The following is a 17,735-nucleotide window of genomic DNA, read 5'->3' as shown; positions in this document are numbered from 1 at the left end:
ACCTCGGTCGTAGCGAGGTCGGTCCAGGTGCGTTAGATTTCGTCCACAAGATAGTGTGGACATAGTTGTTCTATTTCCCAATATTTTGGGGACGGAAGATGACGTGCCTGGGGCGATCACAGTAGATCGGTGTTTCCGTTCAGGCACTACTGAGACCAGTCGTAAAAGAATACCTCAAATCCGCGAGTTTTTTATGCAATTGTTCCCGCTGACGCTGACTTCCGAACACGCCGTACTGGCCGCCGTGGCGCTGGCCGTACTGCTCGGGCTGGTGTTCTGGCTCGCCCGGCTGGGCGCGCGCGGCCGCCAGGCGGAGGCCGCTGCCGAGCTGCAGGCCGCCGGGGCCGAGCTTAACGTGGTGCAGGCGCGGCTCGACGGCAGTCGCGAGCGCGAGGCGCAGCTGGCGGCGGAGGTGCAAAAGCTGCGCGGCGAACTGGAGGACAAGCTGCAGCGCCTGACGCGCAGCCAGGTGCTGGTGGAGAAGAGCGAGGCGGCGCTGGCCGAGCAGCGCCAGCTGGTGGAGCAGAACCGCAAGCAGATGGCGCAGCAGTTCGAGAACCTCGCCAACCGGATTTTCGAAGAGAAACAGCAGGCGTTCGTGCGCCGCAGCGAGGACAGCCTGCGCAAGAGTCTCGACCCGCTGGAGCGCCAGCTGGGCGATTTCCGCAAGCGGGTGGAGCATGTCTACGATCAGGAAAACCGCGAGCGCGGCAGCCTCGTAGGCCAGATCAAGGCGTTGCGCGAGCAGACCCAGCGCATCAGCGACGAGGCCCTGAACCTGACTTCGGCGCTCAAGGGCGACCGCAAGATCCAGGGCAACTGGGGCGAAGTCGTACTGGAGCGGCTGCTGGAGGAATCCGGCCTGCAGAAGGGCCGCGAGTACGAGACCCAGGTGACCATCACCACCGACGGCCGTCGCCGCCAGCCGGACGTGATCGTGCGCCTGCCGGAGCACAAGGACATCATCATCGATTCCAAGGTGTCGCTGGTGGATTACGAGCGCTACAGCTCGGCGGAAACCGATGAGGAACGCACCCAGGCCCTGAAGCAGCACGTCAACTCCCTGCGCGCACATATCACCGGCCTGAACAAGAAGGCCTACGAGCAGCTCGAGGGCGTGCGCACACTGGATTTCGTGTTTATCTTCGTGCCCATCGAGGCGGCCTATATGCTTGCCATGCAGGCGGATCCTGAGCTGTTCCGCTTTGCCTACGAGCGCCAGATCGTACTGGTCAGCCCCACCAGCCTGATGGCAACCCTGCGCACGGTAGAGAATATCTGGCGCTACGAGAAACAGAACAAGAACGCCGAGAAGATCGCCGCCGAGGCGGGCAAGCTGCACGACCAGTTTGCGCTGGTGCTGGAGTCTCTCGATGAACTGGGCGATCGCCTGCGCCAGGCGGACGACGCCTACCAGCAGACCTGCAAGCGCCTGTCCACCGGCCGCGGCAACGCGGTCAAGCGTATCGATAGCCTGCGCAAGCTCGGCGCCAAGACGCGCAAGCAGATCAGCGCCGAGCTGCGCGAGCGCGCCGGTGACAGCGACCGGGCGGCGCTGCCGGAGCCGGAGCAGGAACCGCTGGAGGAAGTGGAAACCGAGGGCGACGGCGAGTAATTCGTGGAGACCTTCGCCTTTGCCCTGTCGGTCACCGGACCGATTTTCCTGACGCTGATCATCGGCTACTGGCTCGCGCAGCGGGGCCTGCTGCGCGAGGCGTTCGTCGACGACGCCTCCAGGCTGGTGTTTCTGATCACGCTGCCGGTGTTGTTGTTTATCAAGATTTTTACCGCCGATGCGCAATTGCACGAGGAGCTGCCGCTGCTGGCCGCCGGCGTGCTCGGCACGCTGGTCAGTATCCCGCTGGCGTGGCTGGTGGCGCGACCGCTGGCGCGCGGCGATCGCAGCGCGTTTATCCAGGGCGCCTTCCGCGGCAATCTGGGCATTATCGGCCTGGCCTGGGCTACCAACGCCTACGGTTCCGCCGGCCTGGCACAGGCGGCGCTGCTGATGGCGGTGGTGACCATCCTGTACAATCTCGCCGCGGTGACCCTGTTTGCGGTCTACAGCCAGGAGGTTGAATTCCGCTGGGCCAAGCTGGCAAAGGATATTGCCCGCAACCCGCTGATCGTGGCCATCGTGCTGGCGCTGGTGTGCCGCGAGATCGGCCTGACGCTGCCGGATATCCTGCTGCAGACCGGCGACTACCTGGCTTCGATTACACTGCCGCTGGCGCTGTTGTGTATCGGCGCCAGCCTGGATTTCAGCCTGTTGAAGCGCAGCTCGCTGGCCGCTTTCGGCGCGGTGGCATTCAAGCTGTTGGCGGTGCCGGCAGTATTGCTGGTCTTCGGCTGGCTGCTGCAGCTGCCGCCGCAGTCTATGGGCGTGCTGCTGTTGCTGGCGGCCACGCCCAGCGCCACGGTTTCGTTTATCATGGCGCGCGCGCTCGGCGGCAACAGCCAGCTGGCGGCCAACATCGTGGCCCTCAGCACGTTGCTGTCCATCGTCACTGCCAGCCTGGGGCTGGCGCTACTTGAGGTACTCTTCCCATGACCGCATTTCCGACCTGGCTGCTCGTAGTAGCCGCGCTGATTATCTTCACTCTCGCCGTGATTGCCGGCTACTACCTGCGCAAGTTACAGCTGGCGCAACGCAGGCAGGCGCAGCAATTGGCGGAGCTGGAGCAGTCGGCGCAGGATCAGCGCCAGCGGGTCAATGATAGTATCCAGATTATCGCGCGCACGCTGCTGGACGACGGCGTGGGCCTGACCGAAGCCTCGATACGTATCCGCGTATTACTCGACGCGTTGCACGTGGACAAGTCTGTACGCGATGAGTTTGTGGCCTTCTACACCATCGCCGACAAGACCGGCCATATCCCGATCCTGAAAGAGTGGAAGAAACTGCCGCGCAAGAAGCAGTTCGAGTTTGAGGTGGAGATGGCCGAGATCGAAGTCGAGTATAAGGATTTCGCGCTGGATGCGGCCAAGCGGATTATCGGGCGGGAGTTCTGATCGTTTGACGCCGCGGCGGGGTTGGGCGAACACAAGGTTCGCCCCTACGGAAGGTGTGCAGTAGATTCTGTTAAGTTCGCGACCTACGCAATATCCGGAAGTCGTGCACTATTAAAATGCATTGAGCAGGATCGGTAGGGGCGAACCTTGTGTTCGCCCGACTGAGCCGGCAGAAACCTCAGGAATCTTTGCGCACCAGCAACAATCCCGACTCCGTGTGATCCGTATACGGAAACTGGTCAAACAACGCAAAGCGCTCCACTCTGTGGGTCTTGCTCAATTCCACTAAGTTCTCCAACTGCGTTTCCGGGTTACAGGAGATATACAGAATGCGCGGGAAGCGCGCGACCATAGCGCAGGTGTCGGGATCCAGCCCGGCGCGGGGCGGGTCGACCAGTACGGTGGAGAAGTCGTAGCTGTCGAGATCGATATCCTTCAGGCGGCGGAAGGGGCGTACCTTGTCGATGGCCTGGGTGAACTCCTCGCTGGAGAGCCGCACGATATCCAGGTTGGTCACCCCGTTCGCGCGAATATTCTCCTGGGCCGAATTCACCGAAACCTTGGAGATCTCGGTGGCCAGCACCTTGCCGAAGTGCTCGCATAGTGGAATCGTGAGGTTGCCATTGCCACAGTAGAGTTCCAGCAGATCGCCGCTGCTGTCTTCGCACACATCCTTGGCCCAGCCGATCATCGCGCGGCAGATCTCACCGTTGGGCTGGGTGAAACTGCCTTCTACCTGCTTGTACTGGTAAGTCTTGTCGCCCACCGGTAACTGCTCGATCACATAGTCCCGTTCCAGAACGAGCTTCTGTTTGCGCGAGCGGCCGAGTACGGGGAAGCCAAGCTTCTCCTGCAGCGCGCGTGCTTCCGCTTCCCACTGTTCATCCAGCTTCTTGTGGTAGATCAGCGTGATCAGTGCATCGCCGCTCAGGGTGGTGAGAAATTCGGCCGAGAACAGGCGCTTGCGCAGCACCTCGCTCTGATTCACCGCATCCAGCACTGTCGGCATCAACTGATTGATCAGCTCGGCGCCCACGGTGAATTCGTCGATGATAAACGGCTGCTTGTATTCGCCCTGCCGGTACATGGCATAGTGGGCGCGACCGCCTTCCTGCCACACCTTGAACTCGGCGCGCAGGCGGTAGTGACTGGGCGGCGACGGGTATACCTCCGGTGCCAGATCCGTATAGGCGCTGTAGGCCTGTTGCAGGCGCTCGGCCTTGGCGCGGAGCTGTTCTTCGTAGTCGTCGGTGTTTACCCGGTGTATGGCCATATTAAAATGCATTCATTACATGGTTGGAGCGGGCGCGCATTGTAAAGGAATTTCTATGGCAATTGGTGAGATTGAGATTTTAGTGAAAGGCCAGGGGCTGCACGAGTTTACCGACCAGGCGTCTGACTGGCTGGCCGGGCAGGGCGCGGATGAGGGGCTGTGTACGCTGTTTATCCAGCACACCTCGGCGAGCCTGCTGATCCAGGAGAACGCCGACCCGTCCGCGCGGGTGGACCTGGAAAGCTGGCTGAACCGGCTGGTACCGGAAAACGACCCTCTCTACACGCATACCCTGGAAGGCCCGGACGATATGCCTGCGCATATCAAGGCGGCGCTGACCGCCACCAGCGTGTCGGTGCCATTTCAGCGCGGGCGCCTGCTACTGGGTACCTGGCAGGGGCTGTATCTGTGGGAACACCGGCATCACCGCGGACGGCGGCGGGTGATATTACATATTTAGCAGGCGGCGCAGGTGCCTGTATAAATCTCAACGCTCAACGCGCAGGCGCCGCTGCCGGGAGCCGTTCGAGAAACATTTGCCGATCAGGCTGTTGAACGAGCGGCTACCGGCAGCGGCGCCGCCACTGAACTAAGTCAGGGCTGCGAGTTTTGCCGATGTCGAGATCGGCGGTGCGCGCGGCGTACCCTACGGTCGATATAGCGGGTCAGAGACAGTTGGTCGGCTTCGGCAATCCGGCAATCTTGCTGCCGATCTTGGCCGGGCTCGGCGGGAACAGCTGCATCAGGTAGATGCTGCGACCCTTGTCGGCGCCGAGGTGCTGGCCGACATACTTGACCAGCGGGCGCATCGCCGGGGACAGTTCGAATTCGCGGTAGAAATCCTGCAGCAGGCGGACCACTTGCCAGTGTGCCTCGCTCAGTTCGATGCCTTCGGCGTGGGCCAGCTGCTCGGCCACAGCCGGGCTCCAGTCATCCAGATTGCGCAGGAAGCCTTCCTTGTCCAGCGGGATTTCCCGGCCCTCGATTACAAGATTGCTCATCACTTGAACCAGCTGACGATGGGTTGGTGTTCAGTGCACAGCTCGACCCAACGGGCGTCGTCGATTGCCCGGACGTTTTTCGGTACCTCGAGACCGCGCGCGAGGGCGTCGTTGGCGAGGCAGTATACCGGGTTTGCGGCGATCTCACCGGCCAGACCGCTCAGTGCATAGACGCCGTCTTCAATCAGCAACAGCGCGTCGCCGTCGCGAAAGGCGGCGATACAGTCGCCCAGCGCGGTGGAGTTGTACGGGGATTGGTTGACGATATGCAGAGTCATGGCCTGTCCCTCAAAAGCTCAGTACGGTGTCGAAAGCGCCAATAAAACTACCGCTGTCCGGCAGCAGCTTGATTTCGGCGCCGGGCACCTGAATGCGCTGCGGATCAATACCGCGCTCCAGCAGGCTGGCCTCGCACACGTGCAGGGTCTCCACCCCGAACATCGGCAGCGCCTGCAGGTTGCGCAGCAGGCTCTTTTGCTCGATACCGGCCGGCTCCTGGGCCGCCAGTAGCTGGAAGACGCCGTCGCGCAGAAACAGTACCTGCGGGGCACAGTCCATGGCGGCGGCAGCGAGTATCGCCTCGAGCCCCTCGCGGGCGAGGGCATTGCCGTAAGGGGGCTGGCGGCACAGGGCCAGGGTCTTGTTTGCCACTGGGTCAGCCTCCAAAGGTGATCAGGCGGTCGGAGCAGGCGGCCGCGTCGGCCAGTTGGCCGAGCCCGGCCAGCGCAAAGCCCGCGGCGAGGTTGGCGGCCGGCTTTTCCAGCCGCTTGGCTTCGCTCGCGCTCAAGAGCCCGCGGCGCTGGGCCGCGGCAATGCAGACCACGAGGTCCAGCTGGTGCTCGCGCTGTAACGCCTGCCAACCACTCACAATATCCGCCTCGTCCTGCGGCGGTGCGCTGAGCGCGCTGCCGTTGTGTACGCCGTCGCCGTAAAAAAATACCCGGTACAGCTCGTGCCCCTGCGCCAGCAGTGCGCGGGCGAAGCGCAGCGCGGTGGCGGCGGACTGGGATGAATGCGGAGCGCCGTAAACGGCGAGTGAGAATTTCATAGTGTGCCGTATAGCAAAATGCCCCGCGGAGCGGGGCATTGGAAAGTCACGGGGCCGGTGACTGCGATTAATCGTCGGAGGCGAAGCCGATGATGTGCAGCAGGCTGGTGAACAGGTTCAGGATATCCAGGTACAGGCGCACGGTGGCGTAGATGTAGTTGGTCTCACCGCCGTGAATGATCGCGCTGGTGTCGTACAGGATAAAGCCGGAGAACAGCAGGGCGATGACGCCGCTCAGGGCTACGCTGGCCAGCGGCATGTAAACGCCGAAGAAGCTCGCGATGACCATGCCCAGCGAGCACACCAGCACGCCGATCAGGCCGACGAACAGGAAGCCGCCCATAAAGCTGAAGTCCTTGCGCGTGGTCAGCACGTAGGCAGACAGCGCGAAGAAGATCAGTGCGGTGGTACCCAGGGCCTGCATGACGATCTGGCCGCCGCCGGCCATACCCAGGTAGTGGTTCAGCATCGGGCCGAGGGAGGCGCCGAGCAGGCCGGTAAATGCGAACACCACGCCCACACCCTTGCCGGTGTTGGCGGTGCGCGGCAGGACAAACCAGATCAGCGCCAGTGCACCGAGAGAGCAGATCAGGCTCATGCCGCGGCCCATGCCGATGGCCATGGAAATACCGGCGGTAACGGCGCTGAACAGCACGGTCATGGCCAGTAGCGCATAGGTGTTGCGCAAGACTTTTGCCGATTCCGAGCGATCCACTGCGCGGGTGGTTGAATAAACTTGCGGCTGCATTAGCGACTCCTGCTAGTGATAATTGGAAGAATCATATAGCCAGTGATATAGACCATCAAGTCGGGCAAAAGGTTCTTCACTGGTTCACCCGCCGGCCGGTTGCTCCAGCGTGGCGAGTGTCGGGTACCAGACACAGAATATGGGGGCTTGCGGACGGCATTTCAATCGGTATCTGGCGCCTCCGTGGGAATCTCGATATCGGCGATCAGCGGCAGGTGATCGGAGGCCTGGCGCGACAGCTCGGTGTTGGGCACGATAATTCGCTGGACCTTCAGACCCGGCGAAACAAAGATGTGGTCGATACGCACTTTGGGCATGCGGCTGAAAAATGTGCCGCGCGGCGTGTGGTCGGGGGCTTGGACCTGGGCGTCGCGCAGCGGCCCGAGCAGGCGCTTGATCTCGGCGGCGTTGGGCAGGGCGTTGAAATCGCCCAGCAGGACTTTGGGGCCGTTGCAGGACGGGTGCGACAGCCATTCCGGGCCGAGCAGTGCGTCCACCTGCAGCAGTCGCTCGGCCTTGCCGAGCCCCAGATGCGTGTTGAAGATCTGGACCTTGTGATCGCCGTGTGTCACCTCCACCCACACCGCGCCGCGGGGTTCGTCGGCGGCGGGGTTGAACAGCCCGGGCTTGGTCGACGGTGGGCCCGGCAGTATGTCCTTTTTGACCATGCGCATTGGCACGCGCGACAGAATGGCATCGCCGTAACGCTCCTCTTCGAGGTGCAGCGCCGGCTGGAAATGGAAGTCCATCGCCAGCAGTCGCGCCAGGCGCTGGGCCTGGTCGAGGCCACCGCTGCGCTCGCGCATCACGTCCAGTTCCTGTAGCGCCACCACGTCGGGGTTGTAACGCGCGATCACGCGGGCGATGCGCTGGGGCGACAGCTTGCCGTCCACGCCGCGGCAGCTGTGCACGTTGTAGGTCATCACGCGCAGGGTCTTGACCGCACTCGCGCGCGGCCGCACCGCCGCCGGCTTCGCACCGCGCAGGAACGCCCGCGCAGCGGCGCGCAGCTCTTCAGGGCGCCAGTGTCCGCGCTGCCGGTCCGGCGGCGGGATATCCTCCGGCATCAGCGCAAACGCGTGGGTCTCGTTGGGTCCGGCACCGCCGTGACTGCCGTTCTCCATCGCAAACGTGATCGGCTCGGTACCCGCGCACCAGCCGTACATCATGAAGTCACCGGCATCCTCGTGGAAGCAGAGTTGCGCCATATCGGCGGCCGTCTCCGCCGGGAACGGGTGTGAATGGCCGAGCACCTGTGCCGCGTCCTGCGGCATTGTCACCGCGCCTTCGCGCCACCAGCCGCGAATTTCCGATTCCGGGTTGTCGGGCTCCGCCTTGTAAAGCACCAGTGGCACCTGCGCCTTCTCGACAATCCGGCGCGCCGCCTCGGCGCGGTCAGTGCCGTTCAGATCGAGGTTGTAAAGCATGGCCACGGGACCCAGCGCCGCCAGCGCCAAGGGCGCCTCGCTGGTGTGCGGGTCGCCGGCATTGTCGGGCATGATCTTCTCGATCCACTCGCTGCCGAACAGCCGTGCCCGCTCCAGCTGGTGGCCGCTGCGGCCGCTGCTGCGGTAGTCGGAGCTGTCGCCGGGCAGATCGGCGAGGGCCTCACTCAAAGCGGCACCGAGGCTGCGTCCAAAGCGCTCCTCATAGGGTTGCGCCTGTTCCTGGCCGTGATCGGAAAAGATCCACACATCGTAGTGGCGGTGGTCCGAGCGGTGCGCTGCGCGCCAGATACGCGCGATGGCGTCGTCGATACCTTTGAGTACCCAGTGGGCAAACGCCGAGCGCGGGCCGCGGCGGTGGGATTGCTCATCGTAGCCGAGCATATTGACGTAGATCACCGGCAGACCGCGGGCGATATCGATCTTGACGCCGATGGTGCACAGTTCGCGCATCAGAATGGTGACCGCCACCCGCGTGGGCACGAACATCAGTTCACGCATCAGGTCCTGGCCCTGGATGATGCCGCGCACGCAGTCCACCAGCGCGAGGAAAAACTCCACCACCACCAGCGCGCCGGTGCGCACCAGGCTCCACAAATTCGTCAGCAGCAGTAGCGCCACCGTGAATGGACTGGCCTCGCGCAGTGCCGGCCCCCAGCCGCGGTCGGCGGGACAGAAATGCGCCTCGCCGTGCTCGGTGCCGGCGCGGAACAGGCTCAGGTAGCAGCTGCCGCCCTTCAATAGGGGGTCGCGGCAGCGTGCCTTGAGGCGGGACTCGACTTTGGCGGCCACCTCCGGGTCGTACATGCGCACCAGCTGCTGGTTTTCCCGCAGCATGAAGCCGAACGCGGGTACCGCCTGACGCACACCGAAAAACAGCTCCGCCTGCACCGCGGGCGTCGTGGACGGCACGCCGGGAAACAGGTGTTCCAGATGGTAGTGCTCCTTGCGCATCAACTTGCGCAGGAAGGGCATGCGGCCGTTGGCCAGGGCCCTTTCCAGCTGTGGGTGGGCGAGGCCGTCCACCTGGATCAGGATCAGGCCGTGATCGCTGGGCGGGCATTCACTGCGCGATAGCCCGAGCAGCCGGGCCATCCATTCGCTGCGGCTGAAGCGGCGCCGCCAGCGGCGCAGGGTAGACTCGATGCGATCTAACATTACAGCGGCAATTTATCGCTGTGGCGGCTGGGACAGGGCCGCGCCGGCGGCGCCGGTGACGCCCTCGAGAATCTCCCACTGGGCGCCGATGACATTGCACAGGCGCTGCCACTGGGCGTAGAGGGAGTCGTCGAGCGACCATGGCTGTTCCAGTAGCGGCTGGTACAGGGACAGCGCGCGGTCGGCACAGTTATCCATCGAGAAGGTCTCCGCGGTCGTGCTCGCTTCCTGCGACAACTGTTTGCGGCGCTCCGGCGGCAGATCCCGCAACCACTCCAGCGCGGCAATCAGCTCGGCGGCGTCCTCGCGCTGGATCAGGCGGCCGTTGACGCCATCGCGCACCACCTCGCGCGTGCCGTTGGCGTCCAGTGCGATCACCGGCGTGCCGGCGGCCATGGCTTCGGTCAGCACCATCCCCTGGGTTTCGCTGGTGGACGCGAATACGAACGCGTCCATGGCGGCGTAGGCATCGCGCTGTTTCGTTCCCTGCAGCGTGCCCGGCATATGCAGCCGCTCGCCCAGGCCACGAGCGTCGAACAGCTGGCGCAGCGTTTCTGCCAGTGGCCCACTGCCGACCAGCAGAAAGTGAACCTGCGGGTCTCGCTGCATAAACTCGGCCACGGCGCCGGCGAGAAACTCCAGGTTCTTTTCCGCCGCCAGGCGGCCGAGATGCCCGAGTAGCAAGGCGTTGACGGGTATTCCCAGCTCGCGGCGGGCAGCGGCACTGTCGCCCCCGCGGTAGTCGGCCAGCTTGACGCCGGTGGGTACCTCGGCAATCGGCGTCTTGACGCCGCGCTGGCGCAGCAATTCGGCGATGCTCTGGCTCGGCGCGAACACCAGGCTGGCGAGATTGGCGTAGCGCGTCGCCAGTTCGATCACAAAGCGTTTCAGCGCCTGCGAGTCCGCCGGCACATAGTGGGTGTAGCGCTCGTACAGCGTGTGGTGGGTGAATACCAGCGGCAACTGCCGCGCGCGGGCGATGCGCAGTGCGGTCATCCCGAGCAGGAACGGGTGGTGTGCGTGAATGAGGTCGGGGCGGAAATCGTTGAGTGTTTCGCTCAGGTGACCGGAAAAGGGCAGGGCAACCGAAAAGTCGCTGCCGTTGAAATTCTGGATCGCATGGATGCGCACAACGTCGCTGTCGTTATCGGGCGGTTGGGAAAATTCCGGTGCGACAATCAGCACCCGGTGGCCGCGCTCGCGGTAGGCTTGCGCAAATGCCGCCACCGAACGGGCGACGCCGCCCACGTGGGGCAGGTACGTATTGGTGAGCATCACGATATTCACTGCGGCGATAGCTCCACGCTGTTGCTGCCGGGGCCGGCGGTGGCCGGGGCGTAACCCAGCGCGCGCACCTCGATCGGCGGTGCCTGACGGTGCCACTTGGCATTCCAGGCCACTCTGGGCTTGTCCCCCGGCGTGATCTCCACGCTGACACTGCCGAAGCGGGTCGGTGCCGGGCCGAATCGAATCGGCTTGTCCGCGCCACTGTCGGCAAGCCACTCCGGCGGCAGGCCGCCGGCCAGTACCAGCGTATCGCCTTCCTCGCGCACGAAACAATTGCGCTGCATCGCAACCCATTCCGCCGCTGCCCAGGCGTGCTGGCCATCCCCCATACAGCCACCGAGGGAGTGCGGGTGGATGGCTTCGGGCCACTGGCCGGTGGGCGAGGCGAGATCCGCGACGCTGCGCATCAATTCCACGCAGCGGGCATCGCCGGCACGCAGCAGTACCTGGGCGATATGCAGCGTCAGGTAGGCGTTGATCCCGGAGTGGATCATGTCCTGGAAAAAGCCGCCGTGGACAAAGCAGTTCTCGATCAGGAAATCGCACAGATCGGTAAGCCTGGGGTCATCCGGGGCGTAAAGCTGCAGTGGATAGCCGGCACAGATGGAACCGATGGCACCGGCATCGAGGCGCCGGTTCGGTGATGCCGGCATCGCTTCGCGCTCGAGCCGCGCGGCGCAGTCGGCGAGGCTTGAATCGATGGTCTGCTGGAAATCCTCAGCCTGCGCAATCAGTGTGTCGCTCTCTTTGTCCAGGCTCTCACGGTGGCAGATACGCGCGGCCGCGCGCTGGCCGGCCACGCCCCAGAAGTCGTCCCAGTAATAGCAGTCGTTGGGACCCAGGTGCTCGGCGGAAAAGCCCGCTGGCAACAGGCCGGCACAGCGGCCACGGCCTTTGGGCTGACGCTTGCCATCGATCCAGCGCGCGCCGCGCACTATCGGGTCTTGCCAGTGCGGCTTGATCGGACGGTTGGTCAGCTGGCAGTAGAGGTCGTAGATCCACAGTGCTTCGCCGTTGGAATCCCACTCGCCGTCCTGGGAGTGAAAAAAGCCATCGCGCTTCTGCCGCGGTGCAAACTGGTCCAGGGCGCGCTCGGCGCGTTCCAGCAAGCCGGCGTAAAGCAGCGACTGAATCATGAAGGCGGCATCGCGGAACCAGAAGCGCTTGTAGGTATAGGGGCCGGGGTAGACGTCTTTGGGAGAGTGCAGCACCAGCGTGCGCACGGCGGCATCGTACAGGAACTGGAACTGGGGGTCCGGCACTGACAGGGCGCAATGCTGGCTCAGGTTTTCCGGCCAGTCGGGTGGTAGCTGGCTTTTGTGGCGGCCGCTGTGCAGGGGGATTTTCACTTCGATATTGAGCGGGGCGCCACTCTCGATACGAAACAGCGCGGCGGCAGTCGCCATGCCCACATCGCACTCGGCGTGAATGTGGCCGCCCTGGTCGTCGAGGTGCAGGAAAATATCACCACCGCGGTAATCGGAGGCCAGGTGACGATCTACCGGGCGGTCGAAATCCACGGCCAGCCGGTCCTCGATCAGCCAGTGTTGGCGACTGTCATGGAGGCGCACCTGATGCACAAAACTCACCCCTTCGGCGTTGCAAGGGCGCAGCGCCACGACCAGCCAGCCGCCGCCCTCACATTCCCCCTGCAGTTCCAGCAGGCAGTGACTGTCGGCGCTGTCCCGCTCCACACTGGCGGTATTTTGCAGATGCAGTCCGCCCGCGGAGCTGTCGGTGCGCACGGCGATGTTGTCGTTCATCAACAGCCTCTGCTTGCAGTCCTTTGCCTTGGAAGGCAGCAGTATTTCGCCGCTGTCGCTGAGGATCCAGGTGTCGATGGACCAGCCATCGTAGTGCGGCATCAGCAGGCCACGGGGATCGACAATCGGCATCTCCTCGCAGTCTGGCAGACCAACCGCGGTCCAGTTGCGGTGGCTGAGATTGCAATGGGTGATGGAAAACGCGCGCGGGATGAAAGATTTATCGCGAGGATCGAACTGGCGCTCGATCCAGTAGGGCCAGACCCAGTCCAGGTTGTGTTGGATGACCTTGCTGTTCATCAGTGCGCGCGCGTGAAAAATTACCCCGGCGCGCAGCAGCTCTATCGGTTCTGCCACTTCCGAGGGTTCGGCGAAGCGCTGCAGGCGCGCCATGACCGCGAGGGGGTCGAGGAATCCGTGCGCGGTGGCAAACTTGCGCACAAAGAAGCGCCAGGGGAGCCATTTCATCCAGGGCATTACAGGTCCTCTTTATCGATCTTGCGGGCCAGTGCCCGCTTGGCGATGCGTGTCAGTCCGATGACACCCACCACCGCGAGTACAAAGCCGACACCGTAAAACGTCCACTGTAACGGCGTGCGTTCACTGCCGCCTTGCCCGAGCGTGGCGAGGTCCGCGGCAATAGAGCCGAGGTAAACATTGTTTAGCGTGATCGGAATGATGCCAATCGCATTGCCGATAACAAAGTCCCGCAGCCGCACCGGGGTGAGGCCGAAAAAATAGTTGGAGAGCTTGAACGGAAACAGCGGCACCAGGCGCGTGAGCATCACCATGCGCCAGCCCTCCTCACGAATCACTTCGCCCAGATGTGGCGGACGTACGTGGGACATCAGCCAACGCGATGGCCGCTCGCCAATCAGGTAGCGTGCGATCAAAAATGCCAGCGTGGACCCTAGCACAGTACCCGCCACCACCAGCAGTGTGCCGCGCAGGACGCCGAACACGAAGCCCGCACCCATGGTAAAGATCACCCCGGGTGCCAGTACCACGATGGCCGCGGCCATGATCAACACAAACAGCAAGCTCGCCTGCCATCCGCGACTGTCCAGCCACTGCAGTAGTTCGATGAGGCGCTGGTCGAGCTCGAAATAGTGCAGCAGCCCTACCGCGGCAGTGACCACGAGAATACAGACTACGAGAAGGAGAACAGGGGAGTACTTTACCGCCATAGTGTCGCTCTGCATGATCTCCTGAACGCCGTATTGGTTTGCGCCAATTTATAGATTAGTCAACTGCTGCGCAGAGGGCGTTTTTGCGCAGTGCGGAGGCTGTGACGACGGTCGCAGAGGTGGCAGGGGGCGCCCCGCCCGGGCGGTTTCTTGCAAATTGGCGCGCAGCGACTATTACGGAGAGGCACACCAGTCACATTGCGCCAGAAACTTGTCTGTCGTTGAATCGCGCAAAGTGCTGACTGGGAGCGCGGCTGTTTCGACATGTCGATGCGGCGGGAACAACTATGGATTAACGCCCGGGAGAATGGATGATGAATTGGGTGACCGTTGCTCGACTGTCTGGACTACTGCTGTTGCTGGCTATTGCAGCGCCAGGCTATTGCGCTGAAGAAGAAGAGGAGGACGATATACCCGGCGAATTCGGTGGCAGCCTGTTGTTTTCCACCAACTACATGTTCCGCAGTATCTCCAATTCCAATAACCGCGCCCAGGTGCAAGGGGATATGCACTGGTCCCACGACAGCGGTATCTATGTGGGGCTGTGGGCCTCGAACACCGATTTTGGCGGTGTAGGTAACAGTATGGAGCTGGATCCCTACATCGGTATTGCAGGCGATATCGGGGACAGCGGCTTCAGTTACGATATCGGCTATTGGTCATACAACTACCCGGGCTCGGAATCGCAGCTGGATTACGGCGAATTCTATTTCACGCCCAGCTACAGCTTTTCCAATATCACCATTTCTCCGGGCTTCTGGTACGCCGATAACTATTTTGGGCACGACTTTCTCAGGGGGGTTTCATCCCTCGCCTACGAGGTAACGGTAAGCGCGGACTTTCAGCGCGATATTTCCCTGTCAGCCCATGTCGGGGAGCAGACGTTTAAGTCTGGTTACAGTTGGCTGAATTACACCTACTGGGATTTCGGTATCGCCAAGGACTGGAATGATTTCAACTTCTCCCTGCGATGGTATGACACCAATGATATCGAACCATTCCTGGCGAACCCCAAGCTGGCGGATGGTAATATCGTGTTCGGGATCACTCGCAGTTTTTGATCTCCGCCGACCGGCTGAGCGCCCCGGAAAGCCGAGCACCTGAGCGCTCGAGTTGCCCTACGGCTCGCGACCGCGACGCTGGCTTTTTCCGGTAATCGGAGTACTGGGATAATGAACGCGGAAACACTGGGCGATCTACTGGCGACATTCTGCTTCGGTTATCCGTTCGTGATGGCCTACTACTGGATGTTTGGTGCGCTTTTGTACCGTTACATGCGCGAGCGCTATGAGCCAGTGCCCAGCGCGCCACCGGCGCTGGAAGAGTACCCGCCAATATCCATCCTGGTGCCATGTTTTAATGAAGAGCAGCAGGCCGAGGAGACATTCTCCGCGCTGGAGAAAATCCAATACCCTAACTTCGAGATCATCGCCATCAACGACGGCTCGCGCGACCGTACAGGAGCGGTGCTCGATGAACTGGCCGGGCGCATCCCCAATATGCGTGTTGTTCACCTCGCCACCAATCAGGGGAAATCCACTGCGCTCAATGTCGGCGCATTAGCCGCCCGACACGAATGGCTGGTGGGCATCGACGGTGATGCCCTGTTGGACCCGCATGCGCTGACCTGGTGTTCGCGGCGCTTCCAGAATGACCCCCTGCTCGGTGGCATGACCGGCAATCCGCGCATTCGAAACCGTACCACGCCACTCGGCAAGCTGCAGGTGGGGGAATTTTCCGCAATGGTTGGCCTGATCAAGCGCGCGGAAACCGTCTACGGCGCGATCTTTACCGTGTCGGGTGCCAACTGTGCCTTTCGCAAACGGGCTCTGCAGGATGCCGGGTGGTGGGATCCGGCTGCCATCACCGATGATGTGGATGTGAGCTGGCGAGTGCAGTTTTCCGGCTGGAACCTGATCTACGGGCCCAAGGGGATTTGCTGGATTCTGACGCCGGAAACCATTAGCGGGTTGTGGCGACAGCGGTTGCGCTGGAGCGAGGGCGGCACGGCGGTTGTGCTGCGTGCCATTCCGTATCTGTTCCGCCGTGGCGGACTGCGAATGTGGCCACTCTGGCTGAACTACGTCGTGTCGATTATGTGGTCCTACGCCATGCTGCTGATGATCGCTATCTGGTTCCTTGCACTATTCGGCATACAGACACCCGTGGTTCAGCAGGGCTTCGGTTTTCTGCCGCAGCAGTGGGGTATGGAGCTGGCCCTGACCTACCTGCTGCAGTCACTGGTTGCCGCATCGCTGGACTATCGGGTGGAGTCGCGCATGTTCCGCAACCTGTTCTGGGTGGTCTGGTATCCCCTGGTGTTCTGGATACTGCAGGCAGCCTCGGCGGTGGTGGGATTACCCTACGCACTGCTGCATCTTCGCCGCGAGAAAGCGGCAACCTGGGTCAGCCCGGACCGGGGTTTCCGGTGAGCGGGCGCTGGCCTCCGATCATCGAAGGCGTAAAAATCTCACGTTGGCGGCGTGCCAAGGGCTGGCTGCTTACGCTGATCGCGTGGGGCGTGCTTCTGTATCTGTTGCAGCCTCTGCTGCACTTGCTCTGGGCAATACTGCTCGTTGGTCTCGGGGCGCAGGATGCGTTGGCGCAGCGGCAAGCACACCTGCTTATCAACGACCTGCTGCCATTTCTGGCGGTCATTGGCCTGTTCGCGCTGTGGCTAGTCTCGTTTGCGTTCGTGCGCAGACGCCGCCTGGCCGATGCGTCCAGAAGGACAGACCAGCCGGGTCCGCTGGAATTAGAGCGCCACGCAGCGCACTGGGGGCTGACGGTAGAGCAGGTGCGCACTCTGCAGGCCGCGCGAATTTCGGTGGTGCACTTTAAGCCGAATGGGGATATTGAAAAATTGACAGGGAGAATAGCAAGGGAGGGTAGGGGGTGATGTGCTTGTTTCACTGCGCCAAATTTTTTTGGTTGTATGGGGGCCGCCAGTCTGTGACGGGAATTGGTCGGGAGGGGCATTCGTCGCCGAGGCGGTGGAGGCGACCAAATCCTTGCAGGTATGCCCCATCGAAATTATCCACCTGGGCGAAAAAGCAGACGCGCCAATGCATACCTGTATCTCGGATGCATCGGGCGATTCTGCGGTAATCGAGATCCTCAATGGCAAGCCGGTGATTCACCACGGCACGCAACACCGGGTGATGACCAACTCGCCCATCTATGAAGAGCAGTTGGTTCTCGTCAAGCAGTACGAGGGCCTCGGCGGCAAGAAGCTGCTACCGGGATCAGCCGAGGCAGAGGATCGCTTTGCCCGCGGCGCCTACTACCTGAGCCAGCTGCCGGAGCAGCCGGCGTCCTACCAGGAAGCGGTTGCCGGGGTGTTGAGTGTTATCCGCAATATGGCCACGCCTCTCGGCTATGTCGATCCTGTAAAGCCGAATGTCTCGCCGACACAGTGGCAAACAATCAGTGACCTGACCAACAAGCGCTATTACTTCGAACTCGCCCGTATGCCCAATGTGGTCTGGGTCGACTTTGCCAACCTCGACCTGTCTGCTGGTGCGCCGGTACAGATGTTTGATCTGGCATCGGACTTAGAAGCCGCCGGCGAAGTGTCCGGAAAATTCAAGCCGGTGGAGCCACTCAAGTTCCAGCAAGCCGGAACTGCAGTTAGCTGGAAGCCCGCAGGATAGGAGATATCGGTTCCCGCTGTGGGGGAGGGATTAGGCTCGCGGCTCTTCGCGCTGGCGCGCTCCGGCTCGAACGGGGTTCTCATCCAAATCTGCACCTATGCCAAATAAAAAAACTGGCATAAAGCCGGGTTCTTTTATATGGCGGTGGGGCAGGGATTAG

Annotated in this window: 18 protein-coding genes; 8 read left to right on the top strand and 10 right to left on the bottom strand. The window is 62.3% G+C overall.

Going from position 1 to position 17,735, the window contains the following annotated elements:
- Positions 1 to 193 precede the first annotated feature (193 nt).
- From rmuC to ABDK11_RS10615, 3 genes are read left to right on the top strand one after another with little or no spacing between them, the layout of a single operon-like run.
- Positions 194 to 1,615 carry a DNA recombination protein RmuC gene (gene rmuC, locus ABDK11_RS10625; RefSeq protein WP_346836480.1) on the top strand — a complete coding sequence of 474 codons (1,422 nt, stop codon included), beginning with the start codon at positions 194 to 196 and terminating at the stop codon, positions 1,613 to 1,615.
- Between the two features lie 3 nt (positions 1,616 to 1,618).
- Positions 1,619 to 2,551, top strand: a complete 933-nt coding sequence (locus ABDK11_RS10620; RefSeq protein WP_346836479.1) for an AEC family transporter — start codon at positions 1,619 to 1,621, stop codon at positions 2,549 to 2,551.
- Positions 2,548 to 3,012: a DUF2489 domain-containing protein gene (locus ABDK11_RS10615; protein WP_346836478.1), complete on the top strand. Its 465-nt coding sequence runs from the start codon at positions 2,548 to 2,550 to the stop codon at positions 3,010 to 3,012. Before ABDK11_RS10620 ends, ABDK11_RS10615 begins: the two co-directional genes overlap by 4 nt.
- Before the next feature lie 178 nt (positions 3,013 to 3,190).
- On the opposite strand, the gene trmA is transcribed toward ABDK11_RS10615, so the two are convergent.
- Positions 3,191 to 4,285 (bottom strand): tRNA (uridine(54)-C5)-methyltransferase TrmA, encoded by a 1,095-nt coding sequence (gene trmA, locus ABDK11_RS10610; RefSeq protein ID WP_346836477.1) that lies wholly within the window; start codon positions 4,283 to 4,285, stop codon positions 3,191 to 3,193.
- Positions 4,286 to 4,340: 55 nt separating this feature from the next.
- Here trmA and ABDK11_RS10605 point away from each other — a divergent pair, with 55 nt between their 5' ends.
- On the top strand, positions 4,341 to 4,745 hold the full coding sequence (locus tag ABDK11_RS10605) for a secondary thiamine-phosphate synthase enzyme YjbQ (protein WP_346836476.1): 405 nt from the start codon (positions 4,341 to 4,343) through the stop codon (positions 4,743 to 4,745).
- A gap of 205 nt (positions 4,746 to 4,950) precedes the next feature.
- Here ABDK11_RS10605 and ABDK11_RS10600 read toward each other — a convergent pair whose 3' ends face one another.
- The 9 genes from ABDK11_RS10600 to ABDK11_RS10560 form a co-directional block, all read right to left on the bottom strand.
- Positions 4,951 to 5,286, bottom strand: coding sequence for a TusE/DsrC/DsvC family sulfur relay protein (locus tag ABDK11_RS10600; RefSeq protein WP_346836475.1), 336 nt, complete (start codon positions 5,284 to 5,286; stop codon positions 4,951 to 4,953).
- Positions 5,286 to 5,564 (bottom strand): sulfurtransferase complex subunit TusB, encoded by a 279-nt coding sequence (tusB, locus tag ABDK11_RS10595; protein ID WP_346836474.1) that lies wholly within the window; start codon positions 5,562 to 5,564, stop codon positions 5,286 to 5,288. The genes ABDK11_RS10600 and tusB overlap by 1 nt, the downstream gene beginning before the upstream one ends.
- Before the next feature lie 10 nt (positions 5,565 to 5,574).
- Positions 5,575 to 5,937 (bottom strand): sulfurtransferase complex subunit TusC, encoded by a 363-nt coding sequence (tusC, locus tag ABDK11_RS10590; RefSeq protein ID WP_346836473.1) that lies wholly within the window; start codon positions 5,935 to 5,937, stop codon positions 5,575 to 5,577.
- A gap of 4 nt (positions 5,938 to 5,941) precedes the next feature.
- Positions 5,942 to 6,334 carry a sulfurtransferase complex subunit TusD gene (tusD, locus tag ABDK11_RS10585; protein ID WP_346836472.1) on the bottom strand — a complete coding sequence of 131 codons (393 nt, stop codon included), beginning with the start codon at positions 6,332 to 6,334 and terminating at the stop codon, positions 5,942 to 5,944.
- A 67-nt stretch (positions 6,335 to 6,401) separates the two neighbouring features.
- On the bottom strand, positions 6,402 to 7,082 hold the full coding sequence (locus ABDK11_RS10580; protein ID WP_346836471.1) for a Bax inhibitor-1/YccA family protein: 681 nt from the start codon (positions 7,080 to 7,082) through the stop codon (positions 6,402 to 6,404).
- 161 nt (positions 7,083 to 7,243) lie between these two features.
- Positions 7,244 to 9,685, bottom strand: coding sequence for an endonuclease/exonuclease/phosphatase family protein (locus ABDK11_RS10575; protein ID WP_346836470.1), 2,442 nt, complete (start codon positions 9,683 to 9,685; stop codon positions 7,244 to 7,246).
- 12 nt (positions 9,686 to 9,697) lie between these two features.
- On the bottom strand, positions 9,698 to 10,972 hold the full coding sequence (locus ABDK11_RS10570) for a glycosyltransferase (RefSeq protein WP_346836469.1): 1,275 nt from the start codon (positions 10,970 to 10,972) through the stop codon (positions 9,698 to 9,700).
- Complete coding sequence (locus ABDK11_RS10565; RefSeq protein WP_346836468.1) at positions 10,969 to 13,212, bottom strand: hypothetical protein; 2,244 nt, start codon at positions 13,210 to 13,212, stop codon at positions 10,969 to 10,971. Before ABDK11_RS10565 ends, ABDK11_RS10570 begins: the two co-directional genes overlap by 4 nt.
- Entirely contained in the window at positions 13,212 to 13,937 is a 726-nt protein-coding gene (locus tag ABDK11_RS10560) for a TVP38/TMEM64 family protein (RefSeq protein WP_346836467.1), read from the bottom strand. The genes ABDK11_RS10565 and ABDK11_RS10560 overlap by 1 nt, the downstream gene beginning before the upstream one ends.
- Before the next feature lie 296 nt (positions 13,938 to 14,233).
- On the opposite strand from ABDK11_RS10560, the gene ABDK11_RS10555 reads away from it, so the two are divergent.
- From ABDK11_RS10555 to ABDK11_RS10540, 4 genes are all read left to right on the top strand, one after another.
- Positions 14,234 to 14,983, top strand: a complete 750-nt coding sequence (locus tag ABDK11_RS10555) for a TorF family putative porin (protein ID WP_346836466.1) — start codon at positions 14,234 to 14,236, stop codon at positions 14,981 to 14,983.
- A gap of 111 nt (positions 14,984 to 15,094) precedes the next feature.
- On the top strand, positions 15,095 to 16,354 hold the full coding sequence (gene pgaC, locus ABDK11_RS10550; protein WP_346836465.1) for a poly-beta-1,6-N-acetyl-D-glucosamine synthase: 1,260 nt from the start codon (positions 15,095 to 15,097) through the stop codon (positions 16,352 to 16,354).
- A complete protein-coding gene (gene pgaD, locus ABDK11_RS10545) occupies positions 16,351 to 16,821 on the top strand; it encodes a poly-beta-1,6-N-acetyl-D-glucosamine biosynthesis protein PgaD (protein WP_346836464.1) in 471 nt (156 codons plus the stop codon). Before pgaC ends, pgaD begins: the two co-directional genes overlap by 4 nt.
- Before the next feature lies 1 nt (position 16,822).
- Complete coding sequence (locus ABDK11_RS10540) at positions 16,823 to 17,575, top strand: linear amide C-N hydrolase (RefSeq protein WP_346836463.1); 753 nt, start codon at positions 16,823 to 16,825, stop codon at positions 17,573 to 17,575.
- The last annotated feature ends 160 nt before the right edge of the window (positions 17,576 to 17,735 follow it).

The organism is Microbulbifer sp. SAOS-129_SWC (assembly GCF_039696035.1).
Lineage (GTDB): Bacteria > Pseudomonadota > Gammaproteobacteria > Pseudomonadales > Cellvibrionaceae > Microbulbifer.
This window is presented reverse-complemented; position numbering and strand designations above follow the sequence as displayed.

Excerpts from the sequence above, each read along its gene's own strand:
- rmuC (WP_346836480.1), top strand. The coding sequence starts at position 194 with ATGCAATTGTTCCCGCTGACGCTGACTTCCGAACACGCCGTACTGGCC.
- ABDK11_RS10615 (WP_346836478.1), top strand. The coding sequence starts at position 2,548 with ATGACCGCATTTCCGACCTGGCTGCTCGTAGTAGCCGCGCTGATTATC.
- trmA (WP_346836477.1), bottom strand. The coding sequence starts at position 4,285 with ATGGCCATACACCGGGTAAACACCGACGACTACGAAGAACAGCTCCGC.
- ABDK11_RS10605 (WP_346836476.1), top strand. The coding sequence starts at position 4,341 with ATGGCAATTGGTGAGATTGAGATTTTAGTGAAAGGCCAGGGGCTGCAC.
- ABDK11_RS10600 (WP_346836475.1), bottom strand. The coding sequence starts at position 5,286 with ATGAGCAATCTTGTAATCGAGGGCCGGGAAATCCCGCTGGACAAGGAA.
- tusB (WP_346836474.1), bottom strand. The coding sequence starts at position 5,564 with ATGACTCTGCATATCGTCAACCAATCCCCGTACAACTCCACCGCGCTG.
- tusD (WP_346836472.1), bottom strand. The coding sequence starts at position 6,334 with ATGAAATTCTCACTCGCCGTTTACGGCGCTCCGCATTCATCCCAGTCC.
- ABDK11_RS10580 (WP_346836471.1), bottom strand. The coding sequence starts at position 7,082 with ATGCAGCCGCAAGTTTATTCAACCACCCGCGCAGTGGATCGCTCGGAA.
- ABDK11_RS10575 (WP_346836470.1), bottom strand. The coding sequence starts at position 9,685 with ATGTTAGATCGCATCGAGTCTACCCTGCGCCGCTGGCGGCGCCGCTTC.
- ABDK11_RS10565 (WP_346836468.1), bottom strand. The coding sequence starts at position 13,212 with ATGCCCTGGATGAAATGGCTCCCCTGGCGCTTCTTTGTGCGCAAGTTT.
- ABDK11_RS10560 (WP_346836467.1), bottom strand. The coding sequence starts at position 13,937 with ATGCAGAGCGACACTATGGCGGTAAAGTACTCCCCTGTTCTCCTTCTC.
- ABDK11_RS10555 (WP_346836466.1), top strand. The coding sequence starts at position 14,234 with ATGATGAATTGGGTGACCGTTGCTCGACTGTCTGGACTACTGCTGTTG.
- pgaC (WP_346836465.1), top strand. The coding sequence starts at position 15,095 with ATGAACGCGGAAACACTGGGCGATCTACTGGCGACATTCTGCTTCGGT.